Annotated in this window: 27 protein-coding genes; 9 read left to right on the top strand and 18 right to left on the bottom strand. The window is 67.6% G+C overall.

Features of this window, described 5'->3' with window-relative positions:
• Window positions 1-91: 91 nt before the first annotated feature.
• Entirely contained in the window at window positions 92-676 is a 585-nt protein-coding gene (locus ACQPYH_RS41565; protein WP_432894632.1) for a helix-turn-helix domain-containing protein, read from the bottom strand.
• 89 nt (window positions 677-765) lie between these two features.
• Here ACQPYH_RS41565 and ACQPYH_RS41570 point away from each other — a divergent pair, with 89 nt between their 5' ends.
• Entirely contained in the window at window positions 766-1,638 is an 873-nt protein-coding gene (locus ACQPYH_RS41570) for a hypothetical protein (RefSeq protein WP_432883374.1), read from the top strand.
• On the opposite strand, the gene ACQPYH_RS41575 is transcribed toward ACQPYH_RS41570, so the two are convergent.
• Entirely contained in the window at window positions 1,639-2,691 is a 1,053-nt protein-coding gene (locus tag ACQPYH_RS41575; protein ID WP_432883377.1) for an SDR family oxidoreductase, read from the bottom strand. It abuts the gene before it with no gap.
• A gap of 71 nt (window positions 2,692-2,762) precedes the next feature.
• Between ACQPYH_RS41575 and ACQPYH_RS41580 the strand changes: the two genes are divergently transcribed.
• Window positions 2,763-3,650 carry a LysR family transcriptional regulator gene (locus ACQPYH_RS41580; RefSeq protein WP_432883379.1) on the top strand — a complete coding sequence of 296 codons (888 nt, stop codon included), beginning with the start codon at window positions 2,763-2,765 and terminating at the stop codon, window positions 3,648-3,650.
• Window positions 3,650-4,603, top strand: coding sequence for a cation diffusion facilitator family transporter (locus ACQPYH_RS41585; RefSeq protein ID WP_432883382.1), 954 nt, complete (start codon window positions 3,650-3,652; stop codon window positions 4,601-4,603). Before ACQPYH_RS41580 ends, ACQPYH_RS41585 begins: the two co-directional genes overlap by 1 nt.
• Here the strand turns inward: ACQPYH_RS41585 and ACQPYH_RS41590 are convergent.
• Together ACQPYH_RS41590 and ACQPYH_RS41595 are read right to left on the bottom strand one after the other, a co-directional pair.
• The gene (locus tag ACQPYH_RS41590; protein ID WP_329003994.1) at window positions 4,569-4,757 is read right to left on the bottom strand and encodes a DUF3099 domain-containing protein; all 189 of its coding nucleotides are present in this window, start codon (window positions 4,755-4,757) and stop codon (window positions 4,569-4,571) included. The two genes, ACQPYH_RS41585 and ACQPYH_RS41590, sit on opposite strands and share 35 nt — an antisense overlap.
• 1 nt (window position 4,758) lies before the next feature.
• The gene (locus ACQPYH_RS41595; RefSeq protein ID WP_137256382.1) at window positions 4,759-5,208 is read right to left on the bottom strand and encodes a MarR family winged helix-turn-helix transcriptional regulator; all 450 of its coding nucleotides are present in this window, start codon (window positions 5,206-5,208) and stop codon (window positions 4,759-4,761) included.
• A gap of 124 nt (window positions 5,209-5,332) precedes the next feature.
• On the opposite strand from ACQPYH_RS41595, the gene ACQPYH_RS41600 reads away from it, so the two are divergent.
• Window positions 5,333-6,562 (top strand): MFS transporter, encoded by a 1,230-nt coding sequence (locus ACQPYH_RS41600; RefSeq protein WP_432883385.1) that lies wholly within the window; start codon window positions 5,333-5,335, stop codon window positions 6,560-6,562.
• Here ACQPYH_RS41600 and ACQPYH_RS41605 read toward each other — a convergent pair.
• Complete coding sequence (locus ACQPYH_RS41605) at window positions 6,458-7,558, bottom strand: dienelactone hydrolase family protein (RefSeq protein ID WP_432883387.1); 1,101 nt, start codon at window positions 7,556-7,558, stop codon at window positions 6,458-6,460. The two genes, ACQPYH_RS41600 and ACQPYH_RS41605, sit on opposite strands and share 105 nt — an antisense overlap.
• Window positions 7,559-7,715: 157 nt before the next feature.
• On the opposite strand from ACQPYH_RS41605, the gene ACQPYH_RS41610 reads away from it, so the two are divergent.
• Entirely contained in the window at window positions 7,716-8,387 is a 672-nt protein-coding gene (locus ACQPYH_RS41610; RefSeq protein ID WP_432883389.1) for a TetR/AcrR family transcriptional regulator, read from the top strand.
• Here ACQPYH_RS41610 and ACQPYH_RS41615 read toward each other — a convergent pair.
• Genes ACQPYH_RS41615 through ACQPYH_RS41630 form a run of 4 tightly spaced genes read right to left on the bottom strand, consistent with a single transcriptional unit; the run spans window position 8,384 to window position 12,102 of the window.
• Entirely contained in the window at window positions 8,384-8,725 is a 342-nt protein-coding gene (locus tag ACQPYH_RS41615) for a hypothetical protein (protein ID WP_432883391.1), read from the bottom strand. The genes ACQPYH_RS41610 and ACQPYH_RS41615 overlap by 4 nt on opposite strands.
• Window positions 8,726-8,745: 20 nt before the next feature.
• Window positions 8,746-10,026, bottom strand: coding sequence for a dihydrolipoamide acetyltransferase family protein (locus tag ACQPYH_RS41620; protein WP_432883393.1), 1,281 nt, complete (start codon window positions 10,024-10,026; stop codon window positions 8,746-8,748).
• Entirely contained in the window at window positions 10,023-11,009 is a 987-nt protein-coding gene (locus ACQPYH_RS41625) for an alpha-ketoacid dehydrogenase subunit beta (protein ID WP_432883395.1), read from the bottom strand. The genes ACQPYH_RS41620 and ACQPYH_RS41625 overlap by 4 nt, the downstream gene beginning before the upstream one ends.
• Window positions 11,010-11,013: 4 nt before the next feature.
• A complete protein-coding gene (locus ACQPYH_RS41630; RefSeq protein ID WP_432883397.1) occupies window positions 11,014-12,102 on the bottom strand; it encodes a thiamine pyrophosphate-dependent dehydrogenase E1 component subunit alpha in 1,089 nt (362 codons plus the stop codon).
• A gap of 120 nt (window positions 12,103-12,222) precedes the next feature.
• On the opposite strand from ACQPYH_RS41630, the gene ACQPYH_RS41635 reads away from it, so the two are divergent.
• Window positions 12,223-12,711 carry an Lrp/AsnC family transcriptional regulator gene (locus ACQPYH_RS41635; RefSeq protein ID WP_432883400.1) on the top strand — a complete coding sequence of 163 codons (489 nt, stop codon included), beginning with the start codon at window positions 12,223-12,225 and terminating at the stop codon, window positions 12,709-12,711.
• A 14-nt stretch (window positions 12,712-12,725) separates the two neighbouring features.
• On the opposite strand, the gene ACQPYH_RS41640 is transcribed toward ACQPYH_RS41635, so the two are convergent.
• Window positions 12,726-13,691 (bottom strand): LacI family DNA-binding transcriptional regulator, encoded by a 966-nt coding sequence (locus ACQPYH_RS41640; protein WP_432883402.1) that lies wholly within the window; start codon window positions 13,689-13,691, stop codon window positions 12,726-12,728.
• A gap of 79 nt (window positions 13,692-13,770) precedes the next feature.
• Between ACQPYH_RS41640 and ACQPYH_RS41645 the strand changes: the two genes are divergently transcribed.
• Entirely contained in the window at window positions 13,771-15,087 is a 1,317-nt protein-coding gene (locus ACQPYH_RS41645; protein WP_432883405.1) for a Gfo/Idh/MocA family protein, read from the top strand.
• Here ACQPYH_RS41645 and ACQPYH_RS41650 read toward each other — a convergent pair.
• The 4 genes from ACQPYH_RS41650 to ACQPYH_RS41665 all read right to left on the bottom strand — a co-directional run bounded on the left by ACQPYH_RS41650 (window position 15,067) and on the right by ACQPYH_RS41665 (window position 18,244).
• Window positions 15,067-15,573 (bottom strand): AAA family ATPase, encoded by a 507-nt coding sequence (locus ACQPYH_RS41650; RefSeq protein ID WP_432883408.1) that lies wholly within the window; start codon window positions 15,571-15,573, stop codon window positions 15,067-15,069. The two genes, ACQPYH_RS41645 and ACQPYH_RS41650, sit on opposite strands and share 21 nt — an antisense overlap.
• 9 nt (window positions 15,574-15,582) lie before the next feature.
• Window positions 15,583-15,999 carry a VOC family protein gene (locus tag ACQPYH_RS41655; RefSeq protein WP_432883411.1) on the bottom strand — a complete coding sequence of 139 codons (417 nt, stop codon included), beginning with the start codon at window positions 15,997-15,999 and terminating at the stop codon, window positions 15,583-15,585.
• Window positions 16,000-16,051: 52 nt separating this feature from the next.
• A complete protein-coding gene (locus tag ACQPYH_RS41660; RefSeq protein WP_432883413.1) occupies window positions 16,052-17,164 on the bottom strand; it encodes a hypothetical protein in 1,113 nt (370 codons plus the stop codon).
• 75 nt (window positions 17,165-17,239) lie between these two features.
• A complete protein-coding gene (locus ACQPYH_RS41665) occupies window positions 17,240-18,244 on the bottom strand; it encodes a magnesium and cobalt transport protein CorA (RefSeq protein WP_432883416.1) in 1,005 nt (334 codons plus the stop codon).
• Window positions 18,245-18,334: 90 nt separating this feature from the next.
• Here ACQPYH_RS41665 and ACQPYH_RS41670 point away from each other — a divergent pair, with 90 nt between their 5' ends.
• Complete coding sequence (locus tag ACQPYH_RS41670; RefSeq protein WP_432883419.1) at window positions 18,335-19,297, top strand: 2-hydroxyacid dehydrogenase; 963 nt, start codon at window positions 18,335-18,337, stop codon at window positions 19,295-19,297.
• A 347-nt stretch (window positions 19,298-19,644) separates the two neighbouring features.
• Here ACQPYH_RS41670 and ACQPYH_RS41675 read toward each other — a convergent pair whose 3' ends face one another.
• From ACQPYH_RS41675 to ACQPYH_RS41685, 3 genes are all read right to left on the bottom strand, one after another.
• Window positions 19,645-19,896: a hypothetical protein gene (locus ACQPYH_RS41675; protein ID WP_432883422.1), complete on the bottom strand. Its 252-nt coding sequence runs from the start codon at window positions 19,894-19,896 to the stop codon at window positions 19,645-19,647.
• Between the two features lie 389 nt (window positions 19,897-20,285).
• On the bottom strand, window positions 20,286-22,430 hold the full coding sequence (locus ACQPYH_RS41680) for a DUF222 domain-containing protein (RefSeq protein ID WP_432883424.1): 2,145 nt from the start codon (window positions 22,428-22,430) through the stop codon (window positions 20,286-20,288).
• Between the two features lie 88 nt (window positions 22,431-22,518).
• Entirely contained in the window at window positions 22,519-22,845 is a 327-nt protein-coding gene (locus ACQPYH_RS41685; protein WP_432883426.1) for a hypothetical protein, read from the bottom strand.
• Between the two features lie 18 nt (window positions 22,846-22,863).
• On the opposite strand from ACQPYH_RS41685, the gene ACQPYH_RS41690 reads away from it, so the two are divergent.
• Entirely contained in the window at window positions 22,864-23,223 is a 360-nt protein-coding gene (locus tag ACQPYH_RS41690; protein WP_432883429.1) for an alpha/beta fold hydrolase, read from the top strand.
• 5 nt (window positions 23,224-23,228) lie between these two features.
• Here the strand turns inward: ACQPYH_RS41690 and ACQPYH_RS41695 are convergent, their stop codons facing one another.
• Window positions 23,229-24,125 carry an RNA polymerase sigma-70 factor gene (locus ACQPYH_RS41695; protein ID WP_432883432.1) on the bottom strand — a complete coding sequence of 299 codons (897 nt, stop codon included), beginning with the start codon at window positions 24,123-24,125 and terminating at the stop codon, window positions 23,229-23,231.
• Window positions 24,126-24,270: the final 145 nt, after the last annotated feature.

Here is a 24,270-nt window from a genome sequence, read left to right on the forward strand (position 1 = left end):
CGTTCGCTAAAATGAACGATATCGAGAGTACGCGCGGTTCCGACGACCGGTCAATGCACTCAACCGGACCTCTCCCGGACTTCTTCCGGAACTATCCCGGCAAATGCGGCCCACCGGCCGCCGTCGGATACACATCCGGCGGATATTCGAGCAGCAGCACCGACCGCACCGGGCCGTCGACAGCCTCGTAACCGTGCGGTCCGGCCGCCCGGAAAGCAAGGTAGTCGCCAGGCCCCAGTTCCTCGGTCCGCCCATGTGTGCTGACGCGCAGCCGACCAGCCAGGACGATGTGATGCTCGGTCCCCGGATGCCCGTCGGACTGCTGGACCGCATCCGGCCGGATCTCCTGGTTGTAGATCTCGAACAGCCCGCCCGGATGCTCGAGCCGTCGCAGCATCCGCAGATCGATCGCCTCACCGGACAGTACGTCGACATCCGCGGACCGCACGAGGACCAGGTCCGACGCCGGCGACTCGGCCAGCAGAGCGGACACCGGCACGCCGAGAGCGTTCGACAAACTGAACACTGTCTCGATCGTGGGGTTGCCCGCACCGGACTCGAGCTGCGACAGCGTGCCCTTCGCGATCCCGGACCGGCGGGCCAGTTCGGACAGCGAGATGCCCTGCTCGTCCCGCCGCGCCCGCAGATTGGTCCCGAGCAGCTTTCCCGCACCCATCGCCGTCACAGCCCGGAGCATGCCACATCGAGGCGGTAACTTCGGATCCGTTGCGCGCATCAACCTCACTGAGAGGACTGGTGACCCACATGAAGCTCCTGCGCGCCCTCCCGGCGCTCGTACTCCCCCTGACCCTCCTGACCAGCCCGGCCCAAGCGGCACCGACCGCGACGGCCTGCACCATGGATCTCGGCTCCATCACCAGCCAAGGCGTTGTCCAGTACCGGACCGTCACGGCCACCCAGCCCGCGACGGTCTCGTCGATCCAGCGGCAGGTGACCGTCTTCAGCCCCGGCGAGGCCCGGTTGAGCACGATCTGGAACTGGAGCAGCAACCTGCCGTCGCTCGAGTCCGGCATCGTCGTCAACAAGAGCAACTTCATCGGACAGGCGTCGTACAACTCCAACACAGCGGAGCCCGCCGACCCGTCGTTCACCCAGATCAGTGCCGGCTGGGGCCCGTACTCCGCGATCGGCCTGTCGGTCGACGCCGACCGCCGGACCGCTCGGAACCAGTTCTACGGCCTCAGCAACGGGACAATTCACCGCTGGGTCATCAACAGCTTCGGGTGGACGCCGAGCGGGCAGACCGGTGGCTTCAGTGCCGTGAAGACGTGGGCGCTGCTCGGCCAGTCCACGACGTACGACACGTTCCTGGCCACGACCCGCGGTGGGGCGCTGTACACGATCCGCTTGCCACTGACCAAGGCGATGACCCCAGTGGTCAAGCAGGTCCGTTCAGGGACCTGGGGAGCGTTCGACTACCTCGTCGCCCAGCGCTGCGGCCAAGTGAGCACACTGCTCATCGGCGTCGACAAAGACGCCGGTACGGCGTACCTGTACGCGATGAGCCACGCCAACGGATCGTCGACGGTCATCCAGTCGCTCGGCAAGCTCCCCGGCACCTACACCGACCCGATCTACTTCCTCCGCACCCACGGCACCGATCTGCGCGGCGACTGATCAGGGAATGATCCGCTGCCGCCGCAGCTCGGCGAAGATGTCGTAGAACATCTGCTCGGTCTCGACGTACTCGTGGAATCCGGCTCGCCGGGACTTCGACGAGTCGGCGAAGAAGTCGTAGTCCCATCCGAAAACGAAGTCCGCGAACGGCCACGACGACACCTCAGCGAAGGACGTCGTGGCCAGTCCATGGGTGGCCTGCATCTGCTTCCACAGCGGCTCTTTGTCAGCCATCACGTCCTGCAAGGACATCTGCAGCGGCGGCGCCGCCTCGAGTCCGAACCAGGCCGCCAACCGTGGCCACAGCTCGCTCCACCGGAACAGGTCGCCGTTCGTGATGTTGAACGCCTGGTTCGCCGCGCCCGGCGAGGTCGCCGCCCAGACCGTTGCCTTCGCCAACAAACCGGCATCGGTAACTTCGAGCAGGGCGTCGTACGCACCGGGCTTGCCCGGAAAGCGCAGCGGTACGCCGAGCTCCTTGGAGATCGACGCGTACACAGCGATCGCGACGGCGAGGTTCATGGGATTCCCCAACGCTGCGCCACCGACGACGGACGGCCGCAGCGCCGACCAGGTCCACGCCTTGCCCTGCTGCCGCTCCTCCAGGAACCGCTGCTGGTCGACGTTGAACTCCGGCGGCAGATGCGGCGGATCGTCCTCCCGGGCCGGCGTCTTGAACGGACCGAGATGCGCGCCGTACACCTTGTAGCCCTGCATCAGACTCACGTGCTGCAGCCCACGCGCGACTGGCTCGATGGCGTCCACGACGTTCACCAGCATCGCGAGATTCGGCGCGACCAGTTCGGCCCACGTCGGCCGGTCCTGGTAGGCGACGTAGAACACGTGCGTCACGTCGGACAGTCCCGAGAGCTGGGTCCGCGTGTCGTCCGGATCGAGCAGGTCGACGGCGACATGCCGGACGCGGCCGGGTACGTCGACACCGCCGCGACGGGACAGGCCGATCACGCGCCAGTCCGGCAGCGAGGCCAGATGCTCGACCAGATTCGTCCCGATGACTCCCCGGGCGCCTACGACCAACGCGACGTTCTCCATGTCCAACAGCCTTGCTGACCTGCGCAGATAAATCCAAGGCATAGTTTTCACTGAAGCCATAAACTCAGATCATGGCAACGCTGAGGCAGCTCGAGTACTTCGTCACGGTTGTCGACGAAAGCTCCTTCACCAAGGCCGCTGAGCTCCTGCACGTCACCCAGCCGGCGCTCTCGCACCAGATCCGCACGCTCGAACGCTCAGCCGGCGGACCGCTGCTCGAGCGACTCCCCCGTACGGTCCGCCTCACGCCGACCGGCCGCGCAATGCTCCCGCACGCGCGCGCTGCCCTCGCCGACGCCGAGCGCGCCCGCTGCGCCGCCCGTCAGGCCGCGGGGCTCGAGGTCGGCGAACTGCAGATCGCCACGCTGTACTCGATCACCCTCGGCGTACTCCCGGCCGCGCTACGCCGGTGGCGACAGACGCATCCCGACGTCGGCATCCGGCTCTTCGAGCACCGCCATACCGAGGATCTCATCGAGGCGATGAACGCCGGCGAAGCCGACCTCGCAGTCGGCCCCGAGCCCACCGACTGGTCTGGCGTCACCCGCACGATCGGCCACGAGGAACTCGTCGTAGTCGTTGCTTCGGACGATCCCGCCGCCAGCGGAGACACCATCAAGCTGCAGGACCTCGCCGATCGCGCCTGGGTCCACTACGCACCGGGCCACGGACTCGCGGACGTCCTCGACCACGCGTGCGCACAGGCGGGCTTCGAGCCGCGGATCGCAGTACGCACGGAGCAGACCGCCGCCGCACCGGCTCTTGCCGCGGCCGGCCTGGGACCCGCCCTGGTCCCGGACAACATCTTGGACAACCCCAAAGGCAGCCACGTCCTCCATCTGGATCCGCCAGTCCGTCGCACGCTCACGGCGTACACCCGCGGCGAACCCGACCCGCTGGCCGCAGCGTTCATCGACGTCCTCGTTTGGGGTGATGGCGCCGCGGGCACGCGGAGGTGATGGCGGACGAAGAGTCGGACGCAACAGTCCTGGTGGCCGGTACGGCGAACCTGGCGATCGCGATCGCCAAGATCGTCGCCGGGCTGCTGTCCGGATCCACCGCGCTGCTCGCCGAGGCAGCGCACTCTGTCGCGGACACGCTCAACCAGGTGTTCCTGCTGGCCGCGCTGCACCGCAGCCGTAAGCCGGCCGATGCCCGGCATCCGTTCGGCTATGGCATGGAGCGGTACTTCTGGTCGCTGCTCGCGGCGGTCAGCATCCTCGTCCTCGGCGCCGGCTTCTCGATCACCGAGGGCCTGCGTTCGATCTTCGCGCCGTCGCCGATCGCCGCCCTGGCCGTGATCTATCCGGTGCTGGGGATCTCGTTCGTGTTCGAGGGGAGCTCCTGGCTGCGGGCGGTGCTCCAGCTCCGGCGCGAGGCTCGCGAAGCCGACGTACCGCTCATGACGCACCTACGGAGTGCCGAGCCGGCCGTGAAGACCGTGGCCTTCGAGGACTCGGCCGCACTGATCGGACTGCTCATCGCAGCGGCCGGTGTGACGTTGGCAGTCGTCACCGGCAATCACATCTGGGACGGCGCCGCGTCGATCGCGATCGGCCTGTTGCTGATCGTGGTCGCATTCACGTTGGGCCGGGACAACAAGACCATGCTGATCGGACGCGCGCTACCGGCCGACACCCAGCGCGAACTGCGTCAACTGATCACCGGTACGCCGGGCATCGACGACGTACTCGAGCTGCTCACTCTGCAGCTCGCGCCGGACCGGGTTCTCGTCGTCGCAACGGTCGACCTGGACGACTCCGAGACCACCGGCGCCGCTGTTGAACAGCTCGCCGAGAAGATCGACGTACAGGTGCGGGAGGCGTTCCCGATGGTGCGGCACCTCTACCTCGACCCGACGCCTGCGGACGCTGACGTCAGCGCTGATCGTGACCCCAGTTCGCCACGATGACGGCAATCGGCGGCAGTACGGCGGCTACCGCGCTCATCCCGATCGCGACCGGGATCGAGAACAGCCGGACGACGAACCACGCCAGCCCGATCAGGGTGAGGCAACTGCCCATCAGCCAGTAATAGGCCTTCCGGTTGTCCCACCGGCGCGCCATGTCACACCGCCAGCGACAGCTTCCCGAGGGCGTCGACAAGCGGCGAAAGCTCGGGCAGCTCGGAGGCGTTCTTCAGTGCGGACGTCAGTACGGCGTCGTGGGTCGGCTGAGCCTGGTCCAGCAGCTCACGGCCGGCCTCGGTGACCTCCGTGTAGATGCCACGCCGGTCCGTCGGGCACAGGTACCGCTCCAGGAGCTTGCGGTCCTCCAGCCGGTTCACCAGCCGGGTAGTAGCGGACTGGCTGAGCACCACAGCGTTGGACAACTGGTTCATCCGCAGGTGGTAGTCGTCCTGCCGCGCCAGCACGTCGAGCACGCTGTACTCACTGACGGACAGACCGTGCTGCTTCTGCAGCGCGCGCTCCAGCTCGTCCTCGATCCGGGCATGCAGAGCGGCCAGGGTGCGCCACCCCTGCGCCCGCGCCTCCGCGGCGTCATCCGGTAGTCCCACGACACCTCCACTTGAACTTCACGCTTGCATGCGCAATCATAGCGCTTGTGCAATAGCCCGCGTATGCAACTATCGCGCACGCCGGTAACAGTCATAAGACTACATTCGAGGGAGAAGTCGAGTCATGCCCGCAGCCCTGCTCGCCCTGGCCATCGGTGCGTTCGGGATCGGCACTACCGAGTTCGTCATCATGGGCCTGCTGCCGGAGGTCGCCACCGACTTCGGCGTCAGCATCCCGTCGGCCGGCATGCTGATCTCCGGCTACGCGCTCGGCGTGGTCGTCGGCGCACCGCTGCTGACCGCGATCGGCTCGAAGGTCTCCCGCAAGACCGTCCTGATCGCGCTGATGGGCGTCTTCATCGCGGGCAACCTGGTCTCCGCGCTAGCGACGTCGTACGGCGTTCTGATGACCGGGCGGATCATCGCGGCGCTGTCCCATGGAGCGTTCTTCGGAGTCGGATCGGTCGTCGCCGCGTCGCTCGTACCGAAGGCTAAGCAGGCCAGTGCGATCGCGCTGATGTTCACCGGACTCACTGTGGCCAACGTGCTCGGCGTACCGGGTGGGACTGCGCTCGGACAGCACTTCGGTTGGCGATCGACGTTCTGGGCCGTCACTGCGCTCGGCGTGGTCGGTCTGCTCGGCATCGTGTTCTTGGTACCGCGACAGGGCACCGCTGAGGGGCCGGGGCTGCGGACCGAGCTGGCCGTGTTCAAGAACGTGCAGGTGTGGCTGGCGCTGGCTATGACTGCGCTCGGCTTCGCTGGAGTGTTTGCGTCCTTCACCTACATTGCACCGATGATGACCGGCGTCGCGGGCTTCTCTGCGGGCGCAGTGACCTGGCTGCTGGTGCTGTTCGGCGCTGGGCTCGTCGTAGGCAACCTGCTGGGCGGCAAGGCAGCAGACCGGTCGCTGATGCCGAGTCTCTACCTGATCCTGGCACTACTAGCCGCCGTGCTGGTCGCCTTCGTGTTCACAGCCCACGCCAAGCTCCCGTCCGCTCTGACGATCGCCCTCTTCGGAGCAGCAGGCTTCGCTACTGTCGCTCCGCTGCAGAAGCGCGTGATGGACAAGGCGAAGGGCGCTCCGGCGCTGGCGTCCGCGGCCAACATCGCCGCGTTCAACCTGGGCAACGCAGCCGGCGCATACCTCGGTGGACTCACCATCGAGCACGGTCTCGGCTACACAGCCCCGAACTGGGTCGGCTCTGCGCTCGCAGTATCCGGCCTGCTCGTCGCTCTCGTCTCTGGCCTACTGGACCGCAAGGACGTCGCGCAGCCAGGCGAACGCAGCGGCCTGCATCGCTCGGTCGAACTTGTGGGGCCCGTCGAAGAACTGACCGACGTACGACGCTGAGGACCCGGCGGCGGCGTAGTGCGCCGAGATGCGCTCATGCGCCGCCTCCTCCCCGCCCAGCGGAAACAGCTCGTCCTGCCGGTTGTACTGCACGAGGAGCGGCGCCGGAGCCTGACAGGCGGCCACGTCCGACCAGTCGACCTGCGGCGGGAACATGCGAGGCATGAGCATCCAGGTGTGGGACACGACGTTCTGGTCGAGCAACGAGTTGTAGGTACCCATCATCCCGATGACGACGGCAGCGGTCAGCTCGCTGCTCGTTGCCCGTAGCAACGCCGACCGGCAACCGCCGCCGGACAGTCCGATGCTGGCGGTCCGGTCGGTGGTGTCGTCGCGGCCGCGCAGGTAGTCCAGAGCGATCCGGTCCTCCCGCGCGACGACGGCGGCGAACGTCGTACCGAGCAGGGTGCAGTACTTCTCGACCAGGTGCTCGTGACGGCCGGCCGCAGCGTTGTACGCGGCGGCATCTCCGTCCACCGCATCTTCCCGGACCTGCGGCGGCATCTCCGTCAACGGGAACCGGCGACTGCCCCAGCAGAAGGCATCCGGCGCCAGTACGACGTACCCCTGCGCCGCCAGGTCGTTGGCGTAGGCGCGGCCCTCGTAGTACTGCTCCCGCAGTGCCCGCACTTCGGCCACGGGCTCCTCATCGGTGTCGGCTATCTTCTCGCGGCCGTAGTACTTGAAACCGTCATGACCGTGCAGAGCGAGTACGCCGGGCAGCGGGCCGGTGGCGTCCGCCGGCTTCAGCACCCGCGCACGGGTCCGCGGCCCGAACCCGACCGAGTACGAGATCTCCTCGCCGACCAGCCCGTCGGCCGTCCAGCGCCGCTCGACGCGCACGTCCGAGGGCCCGTCGTCGTCACCGGCGGTCGACACCATCCGCCGGACGATCTCGCGTACCTGATCCGCAGCCGGTTGCGCGGACTCCCGTACGGACGGCGCGATCGCATGCTCGATCCAGTCGCTGTAGACACCCAAGTGTGTGGAGCTCATCCCCGCAGACTGTCACGACCCCTGGCGCCGACTTCGCCGGTACGCGGGGCGGGTCGTCGTACGGAGGTCGCGGGCTGCCCGACTTTGGTCGCGTGAAACGGTGTGTTTGTGTGTGACACACTGTTTTAGTGCGAGAAGCGGATCGGCGCTGGGATCGGTGTGGCTGCGGGACGAGCCGGAGCCGACTCGCGCGCGGCTCAGCCGGGACGACATCGTCAAGACTGCGATCCGGGTGCTGGATCGTGAGGGCCTCGACAAGTTCTCGATGCGGATGATGGCGGCGGAGCTGGACGCGGCCGCGACGTCGGCTCTTTACTGGCGGATCGCGACCAAGGACGACCTGCTCGAGCTCGTGGTCGACGAGATCTTCGCGGACGCGCTCGTCCCGCCGCCCGAGCGCGGCGATTGGCGGGACCACGTCACGACCGTTGTCCAAGCGGCGTACGACGCTCTGTGGGAGCACTCGTGGGCGGCGCGGCTACTCGCGTCCCACGGCGGGCTCGGGCCGAACTACAACGCACTCATCGACCGGGTCGAGTCCGTCCTGGACGCGGCCGGCTTCAAGGGGACGCACCTGGACGCCGCAGTGTCCGCGATCTTCCACTACCTGGTCGGCTCCGCAGTCACCGATGCGGCCTGGCTCTCCGTGGTACGTCGCAGCGGCATGAACGATTCCCGCTGGGCCACCGAGTCGGCGGGCCGGATGGGCGTCGACGCCGGCCACCTCGCCGCCTACCTCAACCGCAAGAGCCGCTCCGGCCCGGAGGCCCGCTTCGCCTCCGGCCTCCGAGTCATCCTCGTCGGCCTAAGGCCGCGTCAACTCTCCTAGGACTTCTTCTTCGGCTTGAGCGAGCGCGCGTACTCGGCGCTCACCGCAAAATGCTCGCGCAGCTGTTCGGTGTCGGCGAGGAGCGCGTCGGGTACGGCGACGTACTCCTTCTGCACCACGCCGTGCGCGACGTTGAGCGCCGCGTCGTACCTGGTCAGGAACGCCTCGCGCTCGGCGGCGGGCAGGCGCAGCGCGAGGACGCCGTTCTCGTTCAGCATCGAGAACATATTCCCGTTCACCGAGGTGTACGGGAAGCCGGCGCCCTTGCGCTCGACGTCTGGGAACAGCGTGACGAGTGCGTCGAACAGGGCGACCTTGTCAGCCGGAGCTTTGGCCATGCCGCCACCGTAGGACGCGATTACAGATCTGCGAAGACCGAGGCCGGGTTCTCGAAGGCGTCGGCGACGAAGCGCAGGAAGGCGGCTGCTGTGCCGCCGTCGCAGACGCGGTGGTCGAAGACGAGAGACAGTTGGGTGAGCTTGCGGATGGCGAGTTCGCCGTCCACCACCCACGGGCGATCGATGATCCGGCCGACGCCGAGAATCGCCACCTGTGGATGGTTGATGATCGCCGCGCTGCCGTCGACACCGAAGCTGCCGTAGTTGTTCAACGTGAACGTCCCGGAGGTCAGTTCCTGCTGAGTCAGCTTGCCGTCCCGCGCCGATTCGGTCAGCCTTCGGATCTCGACGTCCAGCCCGCGGGTGGTCATCGCGTGCGCGTTGGCGACGGCCGGTACGACGAGACCGCGGTCCGTCTGCGCGGCGAGGCCGAGGTTCACGCCGTCGTACTGGACGAGTTCCTCACGCTCGGTGTCGACGTACCCGTTCAGCTCTGGGTACTTGAGCAGGCCGGCAACGACGAAGCGTGCCATCAGAGCGAGCAAGCCCGGCCCGGGGTCTGTTGCTGAGCGCAACGATGCCCGGAGGTCCATGAGCGCGGTCGCGTCTACGTCGACCCAGGTGGTGGCCTCGGGGATCTCAGCCCGGCTGCGGGTCAGCGTTGCGACGACGGCCTTGCGGAAGCCGCTCATCGGCGTACGGCGCAACTCCGGAAGCCCCGTTCGCGGCGCTACAGGCTGGGTCGGTTGTGCGGCCGGGGCCGGCTCCAGTTGCGTGCGGCGTGCGATGGCCAGCTCCACGTCACGGCGGACGATCAGGCCGTCGGGACCTGTGCCGTCCAGCGTGCGCAGGTCCACCTCGGCATCGCGCGCCAAGCGCCGTACCAGCGGCGAAACCACCAGCGGCACCCGTCGCGGCGCTTTCTCCGGCACACGCTCCTGGTTTGCCCCGGCGACCATCGACCGCGGCTTCCTTCGCCGACCCGCTCCGGACATCTCGGTCGTGCCGTAGCCGACGAGCACGTTCCCGGAGCCGGCACGCTCTTCCTCGCGGTACGCCTCTCCCGCCGGATCGCCAACCGTGATGAGCGGCTTGCCGACCGGGATCGTCGTACCGGGTTCGCCGTGGAGCTCTTCGATGACACCGGCGTACGGCGACGGCAGCTCGACGATCGACTTCGCCGTCTCGACCTCTGCGACCGGCGTGTCGACGACGACCACGTCACCGACCTTCACCAGCCAGCGAACGATCTCCGCCTCGGTCAGCCCTTCACCGAGGTCCGGGAGAAGGAACGTGTTCACGAGTCCTCCCACTGCAAGTCGTCCACCGCGTCAAGGATCCGGTCGACGCTCGGCAGCTGGTACTTCTCCAGCTTCGGTGGCGGGAACGGGATGTCGAACGCGGTGACCCGCCGTACCGGAGCCGCCAGCGAGTGGAAGCACTTCTCGGTGACCCGGGCAACGATCTCGGACGACACACTCGCGAACCCGCTCGCCTCGGCGACCACGACCGCCCGGCCGGTACGCCGTACCGCCGCGCACACCGTCTCGTCGTCGAACGGCACCACCGAGCGCAGGTCCACCACGGTCAGCTGACGCCCTTCGGCCGCCGCGACCTCGGCCGCCTCCAGCGCGACCGGTAGTGCGGGGCCGTAAGCAATCAACGTCGCGTCCGCGCCTTCACGCCGTACGACGGCCTTGCCGATGCCGGGCTGCTCCTCGGTCAGGTCGACCTCTTCCTTTGCCCAGTAGAGCTTCTTCGGCTCCATGAACACAACGGGATCGGGGAACTCGATTGCCTTGCGCAACAACCCGTAGGCGTCCGCGACCGTTGCCGGCGTCACCACAGTCAGCCCGGGTGTGTGCGCGAAGTAGCTCTCCGACGAGTCGCTGTGGTGTTCGACGCCGCCGATGCCGCCGCCGTACGGAATCCGGATGACCATCGGCAGCTGGACGCGTCCGCGGGTCCGGTTGCGCATCTTGGCGACGTGCGAGACGACCTGCTCGAACGCCGGGTACCCGAACGCGTCGAACTGCATCTCGACGACCGGGCGCATCCCGTTCATCGCCATCCCGACCGCCATACCGACGATGCCGGCCTCGGCCAACGGGGTGTCGAAGCAACGATTCTCGCCGAACTCAGCGGTCAGCCCGTCGGTGATCCGGAAGACGCCGCCGAGCGCGCCGACGTCCTCGCCGAACATCACGACCGTGTCGTCCGCGTGCATCGCGTCCCGCAGCGCCTGGTTGAGCGCCTGGGCCATCGAGATCTTCGTGTGTGTCATGGCGTCAGGCCTCCTCTCGCGCCAGCTCGTCGCGCAGGAACGCCGCCTGCTCGCGCAGTTGCTGGGTCTCCTCGGCGTACAGGTGCTTGAACAGGTCCGCCGGATCCACCTCGGGCTCCGGCATCAGTCCGTCGCGCAACTGCGCGGCTACCTCGACGGCCTTGGCCTCTGCCTGCTGGCGTACGTCGTCGTTCAGCCAGTTCTGCTGCTCGAGGTACGTCGTCAGTCGCTCGATCGGGTCGCGGTCCAGCCATGGCGTGACCTCGTCGTCCTGGCGGTACCGGGTCGCGTCGTCGGCGTTGGTGTGCGCCTGCACGCGGTACGTGTGCGCTTCGACCAGCTGCGGCCCTTCGCCATTGCGAGCCTTGTCCACCGCCTTTTGCAGGACCGCGAGCAGGCCGGCGAGATCGTTGCCGTCGGCCCGTTCGCCCGGTACGCCGTACCCGATGCCCTTGTGTGCAAGGGATGGCGCGGCGCTCTGCTTGGCGAGCGGGACCGAGATCGCGTACTCGTTGTTCTGGATGAAGAACACGACCGGTGCGTGGAACACGGCCGCGAAGTTCAGCGCCTCGTGGAAGTCACCCTCGCTCGTACCGCCGTCGCCGACGAGCGCCATCACCACCGTGTCCTCGCCCTTCAGCCGCGCCGCGTGCGCGACGCCGACCGCGTGCGGCAGCTGCGTCGCGAGCGGGGTCGACTGCGGCGCGACCTTGTGCGCGTACGGGTCGTAGCCCGAGTGCCAGTCGCCGCGGAGCAGCGTCAACGTCTCGATCGGGTCGACGCCACGGCTCACGATCGAAACCGAGTCGCGGTACGTCGGGAACAGCCAGTCTCCTTCTCTGAGGACCATCGTCGCCGCGACCTGGCAGGCCTCCTGCCCGTGCGAGGACGGGTAGACCGCAAGCCGGCCCTGGCGCACGAGCGCACTCGCCTGGTCGTTGAAGCGGCGGCCGCGGATCAACTCTGTGTAGCCGTCGAGCAGAGCTTCCTTGGTGGGCAGCTCGTACGACGGGTGTTCGTGCGGCAGACCGTTCTGATCGATCAGACAGACGGGTTCCGCGGAGGGGAGCAAATGCTCCTCGACGGTGCTCATGGACCCTCCAGCGCAGGAGACGGACGGTAGCCACATCGTCCTGCCTCCTGGCCAAGTGGATCTATAGCTGGAAGAATTGAGAGACGTTTGGCCCGGGTCGCCGCTTTAGGAGGTCGCACAATGTCCGACGAGGTGATGGTCCACCGGGCCGGTCCTGGACAGATTGTCGTCGCTCCGGCCCTCGACGAGATCGATCGACAGATCATCGAGGCCCTCGGACGGGACGGACGGCTGTCCATCCGTGCCCTGGCAGACGAGGTGCACATCTCCCGGGCGAACGCTTATGCGCGGGTCGAGCGCCTCACGAACACCGGCGTCATCACCGGCTTCACGGTGACTGTCGACCCGCTTCGGCTGGGTCTCGCGACATCGGCGTACGTCACGCTCAGTCTGCGCCAGAGCTCGTGGCGAACCCTCCGCAAACAGCTCCAGGCGATCCCCGAGATCAAACACATGGCTCTCGTCGGCGGCGACTTCGACGCCATCCTGCTCGTCCGAGCCGCCGACAACGAAGGCCTACGCCGCCTCGTCCTGGAAAAACTCCAAGCCATCCCCGAAGTCCTGGCCACCCGCACCGCCCTCATCTTCGAAGACGTAGGAGCGCTGTAGAAGCAGCCCGCGTGCTAGCAGCCGCAGGATCTGCGGACGATCAGGTCTGTTGGGAAGGTGATGGCTTCGACGGCCTCTTCGCCGTCGATCAGTCGGCTCACTGCCGCTTGGGCCATGCGTTCCAGAGGTTGGCGGACGACTGTGAGCGGGGGCCAGCTGTACTCAGTCTCCGCCGTGCCGTCGAAGGCGACGACGGCTACGTCTTCGGGGACTCGCAGACCTGCCTCGTGAAGGGCTGCGAGGACGCCTACTGCTTGGAGGTCTGAGCTGGCGAAGATGGCGGTGGGGCGATTGGTTGCTTGCAGCAAGGCGTTGGCGGCGGCTCGGCCGCCTGCGCGGCTGAAAGTGGTGCGAGCGATTGGGCCAGGTTGCAGGCCGGCTGCCTCGAGGGCGTCTTGCCAGCCGAGCTCGCGTTCCGGGTGGCCGGTGCCGCCAATGACTAGGCCCACTACCTGGTGGCCGTGTTCCATCAAGTGCTCGACGCCGTGGCGGGCGCCTTCGCGGTAGGCGGGGCGGACCGAGCTGACTGTCGGCAGCACGCGGTTGATTGCGATCGCCGGCACCTCGGCGTCACTCAGGTCTGGGTCCTCGTGCGGCGCGACCAGCAGTAGTCCGCTCACCCGGCGCGTGAGGAGTTCGGCGATTTTGGCGCGCTCGGTGGCTGGATCGCCGTCGGCGCTCGTCTGCAGTACGACGTACCCGCGGGACGCCGCCTCCCGGTCGATCGCCTTCGCCAGCTCCGCGAACAGCGGATTCCCGCCGTCCGGAGTGATCAGCCCGAACGTCCGCGTCGTACCCATCCTCAGCGCTCGCGCAGTCGCATTCGGGCGGTACCCGAGAGCGCGGATCGCCTCCAGCACCCGCTCCTTCGTCTCGGGCGCGACCTTGCGCGGGCCCTCGTTGACGACGTAGCTGACAACGGCCGTGCTGACCCCGGCGTACTCCGCCACGTCGTTGCGCGTGACCGGTTCCTTCGGCATGCAGTGATGGTACGACGGTTGACCACCGCGGAAAGCGGTTGTTAGCGTGTGTCATCTACACGAGTAGAAGGAGACCGCCGTGGCCAGACGCTATGCCGTCGCCGGGACCGGATCGCGGGCGCAGTCGTATATCCGCGCGATGTTCCAGGCACACCCCGAGGAAGCCGAGCTCGTCGCCCTGCTCGACCCGAACCCCGGGCGGCTCGCGTTCCACCAGCGACTCGTTACGGAGCTCGGTGGACCGGAGCTCCCGCAGTACGGCGCTGACGACCTGGAGCGGATGGTCAAGGAGCAGTCCGTGGACCGGGTTGTGGTGACGAGCCCCGACTACACGCACGCATCGGTCGTGTCGCAGCTGCTGCGCGCCGGCGCGGACGTGATCGTGGAGAAGCCGCTGACGATCAACGCCGAGGGGACGCGGCAGATCGTCGACGCGATGAACGAGTCGGGCAAGTCCGTCGTCGTCACCTTCAACTACCGCTACTCGCCGCGGAACAGCGCGCTCCGCCAGGTGATCGCGGACGGCGAGATCGGCAAGGTCACGAGCGTCGAGTTCCAGTGGGTGCTCGACACGCGGCACGGCGCCGACTACTTCCGCCGCTGGCACCGCGAGAAGCTGAACTCCGGTGGTCTGCTGGTCCACAAGGCATCGCACCACTTCGATCTCGTCAACTGGTGGATCGCATCCTCGCCGACACGGGTGTTCGCATCCGGCGGGCTGTCGTTCTACGGCGACGAAAACGCCGCCGATCGGGGCCTCGGGCAACGACCGGCTCGCGGTACGATCGATGGTTCAGCCAACGATCCGTGGTTGCTTGACCTACGCAACGATGACACGAACCGGCAGTTGTACTACGAGAGCGAGAAGTACGACGGGTACCTGCGCGACCAGGACGTATTCGGTCCGGGGATCACGATCGAGGACAACATGTCCGTCATCGCGGAGTACGCGAACGGCGCGCGTCTGAGCTACTCACTCAACGCCCACTCGCCGTGGGAGGGGTACAAGGTGTCGGTCAACGGCACTCTCGGCCGCGCCGAGCTTGAAGTCGTCGAACGCGCCGCGGTCGTCGACGACCAGATCGACCCGAGCTACCCGTCCGACCGCGTGATCGCCGGTGACGTTCGTACCAACGGCGAGCGACTGGTCCTGCAGAAGCACTGGGCGACGGCGGTCGAGGTCGAGATCCCCCGCGGAGAAGGCGGTCACGGCGGCGGCGACCGCCTCCTCTACACGGACCTCTTCGTGGGACCCACCAACGACCCGCTGGCTCGCGCCGCCGACGTCAACGACGGCGTACGAGCCGTTGCCGTAGGCATCGCTGCGAACCAGTCCCTCGCGACCGGTCAGCCGGTGACGATCACCGACCTGAACCTAGGCGGCTGGTCGGTCTAGCCCCGTCTCCCGAAGGATCTGCTGGACCGTCGCGTCGAGCGAACTCGACTCGTCGATGATCGTCTCGCGCGGCCGCACCAGCAGATCCTTCGGCCGGTACCAGTCGGCCATGTCCTCGGCCGTGAAGGCGTTCGCCTTGTCGCGCGTCGCGTGCCGGCGAACGGTCTCTTCGAACGGGATATCCAAGTAGTAGAAGTGCCCGTCGTGGTCGCGGGCGAGCTCGGCCAACATCCCGCCGTACCGGACTGTCGGCATGATGCCCTCGACAACGGTATGGAAGCCGCGCGCGAGGGCATGCCTCACCATCTGCCCGATCAGTTCGATGTTGGCGCCGTCGGGCTCTTCGAGTTCCTGGAAGATGATGCGTCGTACGTAGTCCTGCTCGATGTACGCGATGCCGCGCCCGTACGCCGCACGGATGCCTTCGACAACAGAGCTCTTGCCGGAGCCGGAGTTTCCTCGGATGACGATCAGGCGCGGTTCCACCCCCGATGTTTACCAGTTGGCCGGCTGACCGGGGCGGTGCGTGCCGAAGGTCCACTCGTACCCCTCCGGGTCCGCGACGCGGCAGCGGTAGTTGCCCCACTTCGACAGCTCCGGCGTCCAGACCGACTCCGCGCCGGCTGCGGTCGCCGTCGCGTACACCGCGTCGACCTCGTCCTGCGTGTCGAACGCGATGTACATCCCGTGGCCGACGGTGTCCCCCTTACGGGTCGGCCGGTCGTACCCCGGCTCGTCGGTGAAGAGCGTGAACGCGACACCGCCGTACCGCATCTCGGCGTGCATGACGCCGCCCTTGTCGTCCGGGACCTCCATGGTCGTCTCGAACCCGAAGGCCTTCTCCAGCCAGCCCAGTGCGGCCGGAGCGTCGCGGTAGCCGAAGTACGCGTGGAACGTTGCTGTGTTGGTCATGCATCCAGCATTTCGGAGGTAGCGGACAGGGATCGTCCGCTACCTCCTGCGATTACTTCCGGAACTGCCCCGGGCCGAGGACCGACCAACCCTTGGCGGTCGGGGTCTTGATCGAGCCGATCGGCATCAAGAACGTGTGCACCAACCGGTTCGGCCGGCTGATCGCCCAGAACGTCGGGTGCCGTGGGTCCGAGCGATCCCACGCGATGCCCTGGCCCTGTACGTCGGGCAGGTTGACCGTCGCGATCCAGCGCAGCTCGGAGCCCGCCGTCGGGAGCTCCATCACGTACGCCTCGCCGAGGTCGTGACCGGTCAGCCAGAGCCGGCCGTCCGGACCCCACGAGCCGCCCGAGTTCGACATCGGCTTGAAGCGGTCGAGGATCTGCTTCGGGATCGTGTACGACGCGAGCGGCTCGAACTTGTCGTTGAGCTTCACGATCTGGGTGTTGTACGTCTGACCGTACGGCTCGCCGGTCTCGTCCGAGACGTCGTCGTAGTTCGCGAATCCGGCCCACCACGCGCCGTCGTGCCTGTCGAGCCAGGTGAGCGAGCCGCGGTAGATGCCGAACGAGTACGAGTCGACGTGGCGCATCGTCTTCGTGTCGAACACCTCGATCGAACTCTCCATCGGCCAGGCGGAGTAGTTCGAGTGGACGGCGTACAGCTTGTCGCCGAGGACCATGCCGCTGTCCATGTGGATGATCGGACCGTCTTTGTCGCCGGCGAACTGCAGCAGCGGCTCACCGGTCCGGCGGTCGTGCTTGGTGATCGTCTGATTGTTGACCGCGTAGAAGTACTTCGAATCGACGGCGATCGCCTGGTTCGCGTCGAACGCGGCGTACGACTTGAGCGGGGTGGCGTCGTACGTCGGCGGCTCCGCGACTACCGCGGCCGCCGCCGGAGCCGCAGACGCAGGCACAGCCGGAGCCGCAGCCGCAGGCACAGCCGCAGGCACAGGCACAGCCGCAGGCACAGGCACAGGCGCAGCCATAGCCGTAGCCGTAGCCGTAGCCGCCGTACCATACGGTTTGGTATGGCCCAGGTCTGCCGCCATACCAAACGGTTTGGTATGGGCCTGGACCGCGGGACGGGCGGCCGAGGCGGGTGGGAGGGCGACCGCGGCGAGGACAGTCGTCGCGACGATGAGGGCGGGGAGCTTTCGCATCACAACCTCCGAGGGGATGGATCCTGCTCCCCCGACCCTCGTTTCGCCGTCCGAACGCCGCGTGAATCTGATGCGTCAGACAGCTTGCCGTCGCGCTGTTCGTTGGCGGCGGAACCACATCGCCAGCGCGATACACGGCACCACCAGCCCGCCGATGCCCAGCACGAGGAAGTCCCACTCGGCGTTGATGTGGTCGACCAGCCAGCCGAAGTTCTGTCCGAAGAACCCGGTCAGGAAGGTCAGCGGCAGGAAGACCGTGGCCAGCTTGGTGAGCTGTTCCATCGATGCGTTCTGCCGGACGCCGACCTTGGTCTGCTCGACGCCGATCACCGCCATGTTCGCCTCCAGGACCGTGGCGAGCAGGTCTCGTTGGGCGGCGACCTCCTCGTTCACCAGGACGAGGTGGTCGTGTACGTCGCGGAAGTACGGCAGGAGGGCGGTGTCGCGGGCGCCTCGCTCGATCGTCGCGAGTACGGCGAGCAGCGGGTGAACGGCCCGGTAGAAGTCGGTGACCTCACGGCGGAGGAAGTAGATCTGCTCGGTCGGCGCGACGGCGCCGGCGAAGACCGTCTGCTCGACCCGCTCGATGTCGCGCTCGAGCTCGGCGACGACGGGGCCGTAGCTGTCCACCACCTGGTCAAGGATCGCCCAGAGCACGGAGCTCGTACCGCACTCCAGCAGCTCGGGGCGTTGCTCGAGCCGGATCCGGGCGCCGTGCAGATCGCTGGCCACACCTTGACGGACCGTGATGACGAACGACGGTCCGACGAAGACGCTCACCTCGCCGAAGTCCACTTCCTTGCGCTCGTCGTCGTACCGGGCGGTGCGGAGGATGACCAGCTCGACCTCACCGGCGTACGGCTCGACCTTGGGCCGGAGATGGAAGGTCTGCGCGTCCTCGACGGCCAGCTCGTGCAGGCCGAAACTCTCTCTCGCCTGGGCGAGTTCCTCGGCGGTGGGCTCGAACATGCCCAGCCACACGAACCCGCCCCGCTGACAGTGGGCAGCAGCTTCCTCGACCGACATCGCCTCGACGTGCTGGCGGCGTCCGTCCCGGTAGTACGCGCAGTCGATGATCATGGTGACCTCCTCCCCCGATCGTCGTACTCGCAGCCGATAGGAAATAGGGTTGGCCGGGAAAGCAGTGGTGAACATCCGTGAGGAGCTGCCGTGGGACTGCCAGTCGTACTGATGCCCGGCCCGATGCACCAGGCCGTCGCCGAGGGCCTCGCTGACCACTGCGAGCTGATCCGGCTCTGGGAGGAGAGCGACCCGGACGCCGTACTCGCGGCCCGCCGGGACGAGATCGTTGCCGTCGCCACCGGTGGTACGACGATCGACGGCGCCTTCCTCGACGACCTCCCCGCCGTACGGCTGGTCGCGAGCTTCGGCGTCGGGTACGACCGCATCGACGCGACCGCTGCCGCCTCGCGTGGTGTCGTGGTCACGAACACGCCCGGCGTTCTGGACGACGAGGTCGCCGACACGGCACTCGGTCTGCTGCTGATGACCGTGCGCGAACTGGGGCGCGCCGAGCAGTACCTCCGCGAAGGCAAGTGGGCCGCGGGCCGCCCGTACCCGTTGGCCCCCGCAACGTTGCACGGCCGCCGCATGGGCATCCTCGGCCTCGGCCGCATCGGCCAAGCCATCGCCGACCGCGCCCAGCCCTTCGGCGTCTCAGTTGCCTACCACAACCGTCACCCGAAGGACGTCTCCTACCAGTACTACGGCTCCCTGGTCGAGATGGCGGCCGACGTGGACATCCTGATGATCGTCATCCCCGGCGGCGACGACACCCGCCACCTGGTCGACGCCTCAGTCCTCAAAGCGCTGGGCCCCGACGGCATCCTCATCAACGTCGCCCGCGGCACAGTCGTCGACGAACAAGCCCTCGTCGACGCCCTCCGCACCAACACGATCCTCTCCGCCGGCCTCGACGTCTTCGAACACGAGCCCAAGGTCCACCCCGACCTCCTAACCCTCCCCAACGCCGTCCTCCTCCCCCACGTAGGCTCCGCCACCATCCCCACCCGCACCGCCATGGCCAACCTGGTCGTCTCCAACATCCGCCAGTGGCTAACCGACGGCACTCCCCTCACCCCAGTCCCCGAATCCAACGACCTGGTGAAGTAGTCCCCGCCCACCGACGTACCGCGGCAAACCCGCGCGCCACGCAGCCGCTTCCCTCGTCGCTCCGCTCCTCGACGCGGCCGCTACGCCCGCACCCCACCCAACCCCCGGCCCGCCGCCGGTGCATACTTCCGGCTCCCGCCGGACCCTTGCGGGGCTACCGCCCGCGAGCACCCGCTTGTCGCGCCTCGACGGGGTTATGTCGGCCCTCTCCGTCAATGGACTCTGGTCCCGTGGACTGCGGGCTTACGCGGGGCCTTTCGATGTAGCAGCCGACCGGCCCAGCCTGGCAGGAGGCCTGAGCGGCCCAGGGACGGGAAGACGTCAACACCCGCCCGGACGTTACCGACTCATCTGGGGGACGGGGCAGGCGTCGTGGTCTCGGAGTCCTGGTCGGCGAACACGATGGTAAATGCGCCGCGAAAGACAGCATCTGCTCCGAGCTCGGTTTCGAAATTGATCGCGATCATGTCGTCCATACTGATGGGATCGTCGTCGGCCAGACTGTCAGCCACATGCCTGAACAGGGCGGTCAGAGATTGGTCCTGTGCGTCGTCCGGTAGACCGATCGAGAAGTGCTTGCAGCGATACCCGCGCATCATGGGCGCATGGTTCCACACGCCAACTTCGTGTGCCCCCAACGTGCCCCCGGACTGCCCGGCCCTAGGCGGCCGCACCGCCGGGTGGCCTATCGACCAGATCATCACCCACCTCCTGACCCGTTCCCTCCATGATGACGATCGCCAGCAGGGTCAGGGACCCGTCGCCCCAGCCGCGGAGCGCTGGAGAGACCGGGTCCACTGGAGTTACCGGCGGCCTGCTGCCCCGCTCGAACGTGCCGGCACGTTGGCGCATGGTGTTGCCAGCGGCCTGAAGCCCGGCTGGAACGTGCCGGAAGGTTGGGCGCTTGGTGTTGCCAGTGGACTGCAGCCCGGCTGGAACGTGCCGGAAGGTTGGGCGCTTGGTGTGGTGCCACGACGGATGCGGCTCGTTAGATGAGTGCTGTATCGCCCCACGGGTCCGGGTGAATCGGATCGCTCGAGGTCGATGACCTGTCTTGAGCGTGCGCAGCGCTGTCAGGGGCCTCGGTCGCCGCGGGCTCGCCCCAGACCGCGAATCGGGCGGCTTCCTGCATCATCGGTTCGTCGGCCGACCAGCGACTGGACCGCCGACCTGAACGCCCTCCGGAACGGCGCCTCCGCGCGGTAGGCCCCGCCGCAGGTCCCGTCGCAGGTCCCGTCGCAGGTCCCGTCGCAGGTCCCGTCGCAGGTCCCGTGGCAGGTCCCGTCGCAGGTGCTGCGGCAGATCCCGTCGTAGATCCCGGCGCAGGTGCTGTGGCGGCGCGGGCGTCTGGTTTGTGGGCAGGGGTGTCTGGTCGCAGGGTGGGTGCCGCGAGGAGAGTTGAGATGGTTGGGGTTGGTTGGGGTGGTGGGTCGGCCCAGGTGGGTCGGGATACCTGGACGTGTCCGTTGGTGATGGTGATGAGCCAGTGGCCGGCGTGGAGGGCGCGGTGGTGTGCCCGGCAGAGGAGTACCAGGTTGTGGATCGCGGTTTCACCGCCGTCGATCCACGATCGGAGATGATGGGCGTCGCAGTGGATCGGTGGGGCGCCGCACACCACGCAGCCCTTGTCGCGAACGTTCAAGGCGCGCCGCATCGCCCGTGTCACCAGGCGTTCGGCCCGACCGACGTCGAGAGGCTCGGAGTTGGATCCGAGCACCAGCGGGATGATCTTCGCGTCGCACGCCATGCGACGGATCGCTGCAGCCGACAGCCCATCGCCGTACACAAGCTCGCCGGTCGCGTCGGCGGCGGCAGACTTCAAGTCTTCGAAATCGATCGTGACAGTGATGTTCGCCTTCGCGCCGAACCCAGGCACCCAACAACCCGCACCGCCCGCCGCTGAGCCGTCGACTACCGCTTCGTCCGCCGCACGACCGACAGAACTCACCTCGGCGCCTACATCCGCAGGACGAGCACCGACGCCCGCTCCCTCGGCACGGGAGTCGCCGCTCGCATCTGCGGCACGGGAACCGGCGGCCGCGTCGGCGGCACGGGAATCAGCACTCGCGTCCGCGGCGCGGGAGTCCGTGGGCGCGGGGCTGGGATGGCCGTCGGGGCCGGCCCCGCCACTCGCCTCCGCGGCACGGGAAGCGGGGCTCGAGTCCGCGGCGCTGGTGGGCGCGGCGCTGGGATGGCGGTCGGGGCCGGCCCCGGCGCTCGCGTCCGCGGCACGGTAACCAGCGCCCGCCAGCGCAGCACCGGAACCAGCACTCGCCTCTGCAGCACCGGAAACGGCGCTTGCCTCCGCGGCGCGGGAACCGGGGCTTGCGTCTGCGGCGCGGGGGTTGGCGGGGGTGGGGCTGGGGTGGGTGGCGGGGGCGGCGTTGGTGGGGCGGGTAGTGGGAGTGGGGGGCTTGAAGCCGGTTTCGGTGGCTGTGGCGGCGATGGTTAGGGTGGTTGTGAGGGCGTCGGCTTGGCGTTTTTCGCGGGAGCGGGGGTCGAGTTCGCCGTCTATGGTCTTGTGGGGCCGGGCGGCGGCGTGGATGCGGGATCGGAGCAGTTCGGCGTTCTCGTTGGCCAGGTAGCCGCGGAACTTGACGCCGTTCTCGGCCTCGACCAGGGTCAGCGATTCACGGGCATACGCAGCGTTCTCGTCGGGCTCGGGACCGTCGGAGTCCAACAAGCCACAGATCTCCCGTGCGGCCTTGGCAAGCTCGCCCGGCGACAGGTGCGCGGCGAGGTTGACCAACTGCTCCTCTGCCACCTCGAGGTCTTCCACCGCGACTCTGGAGCTGACTCGCTCCAGCGCGGTGACGATCGCGCTCGCCTGGGCTGGACGCAGCGGCCGAGTCTCATCGGTGAGGGCTGTCGACACCGCATCGTACTTCGGCAGACTGCGAGACAGCTTGACGTCGCGGTGGGCGTCACGGCGGTCGATGCGGTGGCGCATGGCAAGCAGCTCGGCGGTGTCGCGGGCGCCAAGCTCCGAGGCCAGACCGATCTTGTCGACACGGCCGATGAGCTGCAGACGGTAGGTCAACAATTGGGTGACCGCAGCGTCCACCTGGTCGATGGTCGGCAGCAGCTCGCTGTCGCTCATCGACCAGATCGGCCGCTCACCCGGAAGCTCCATACCCACAACGATAGGCACACCCTCCGACAGTTTCCAAACCGGAATCCCCTTATTTTCAAGGCGATTCGGTTATCCACAGCTACAAAGATCATCCCAGCCGACGTGCTTCCCACAGGTATGCCACCAACTCGATCTGGTTCTGCAAGTCGAGTGTGTCCACCTGGATGCGGTGGTCGGCGTCAGGCGGGTTCGCCGCGTCCGCCTCGTGCAGCACTCGGAACTCGTCGTCAGTCAGCCAGACCTCGCGGGACGCCGCACGCCGCATCGCCTCTGGCAGGTCGACCGTCATGTGCACGATCAGCGACCTGGGCAGCTCCCGTCTGTACAAATCGCAGGTCTCCGGCGTGAGCACATCCGCGACGACGACCTCAATGCCCGCGGCCAGGAAATTGCGAGCCAGGCTGCATGCGTTCATCGCACCGAGTCTTTGCTGTTGCCGGCCTTCCGTTCCCTCCCACGGAGCGGCGGCGCCGGTGATGACGAGCTGGCGTACGTCATCCACATCGATGAACGCACACCTCGGACGACCTTCCGCCAGGGCACGGCCTGTCACGCTCTTTCCCACCGCCGGCCCACCCGTGAGGATCAATGGTGGAAGAGTCATCGCTGCAGCAGCCGACTGGTCCTGCACGGCGAGGACGACCAAGTTGTGGACCCGGCCACCACCGCGCCTCGGTCAGCCGAGCTCGTGGTGAACGGCATGCTCAAGACGTACCCCGGCTACCCACACGGCATGCCGACCACGCACGCCGACGTCATCAACCCCGATCTGCTGGCCTTCATCCGATCCTGACACGGTTAGGCGTCTGACCCCCGGGTGAGGGTGATTTCCTCCGCCAGGTGGGAGAGCTTCGCGGGGTTCCGGACGGAGTACATGCCGGCGATCAGGCCGTTGTCGACGTGGAGGACGGTGACCGTGTCGACCTCCTCGCCGAAGCGGAGGATCAGGGCGGGTTGGCCGTTGATCTGGGTCACTTCCAGCGAGGCGTCGGCCAGGCGGGTGATCGCCATGGCCAGGAGGCGGGCCACCTTGTCGGCGCCCACTACCGGGCGTGGGAGAGCCTGGACCACGCCACCGCCGTCGCCCAGGAAGACCACGTCCGGGGCGAGGATGTCGACCAAGCCTTGGAGGTCGCCGGTGTTCACAGCGCGCTGAAACGCGGCCAGGGCGTCGCGGGTCTGGTCGGCGGAGACGACGCCGCGTGGGCGCCGGGCGGCTACGTGGGAGCGGGCTCGGTGGGCGATCTGGCGGACGGCGTCCGGTTTCTTGTCGACGGCCTCGGCGATCTCGTCGTACTCGAGGCCGAAGACTTCGCGGAGGACGAAGACGGCGCGTTCGGTGGGCTTGAGGGTCTCGAGGACCAGGAGCATCGCCATCGAGACGCTGTCGGCGAGTTCCACGTCCTCGGCCACATCGGGCGCGGTGAGGAGGGGCTCGGGCAGCCACGGGCCGACGTACGACTCCTTGCGACGGCCCAGGGTGCGGAGGCGTTGGAGGGCCTGGCGGCTGGCGATGCGCACCAGGTACGCGCGGTGGTCCAGAACCGTGTCGAGGTCGACGCCGACCCAGCGCAGCCAGGTCTCCTGGAGGACGTCCTCGGCGTCCGCGGCCGAACCGAGGAGCTCGTACGCGACCGTGAACAGGAGGTTGCGATGGGCAACGAAAGCCTCGGTGGCTTTGTCGGTACCGGTCATGGCTGGACTCCTTGTTCGCGCGGGTGTCGCCCATCAGATGCCGGCCGCCGGACTTCTGTGACACGACGTCCGGTATGGCGCTCGTCACGTTCTGGGACCGTCACAGCACACCCGGCGGCGGCATCTCGTGGTCATCCAGTAGATC

Origin of the sequence: Kribbella sp. CA-245084 (assembly GCF_050942355.1) — a bacterium.
Taxonomy (GTDB): domain Bacteria; phylum Actinomycetota; class Actinomycetes; order Propionibacteriales; family Kribbellaceae; genus Kribbella.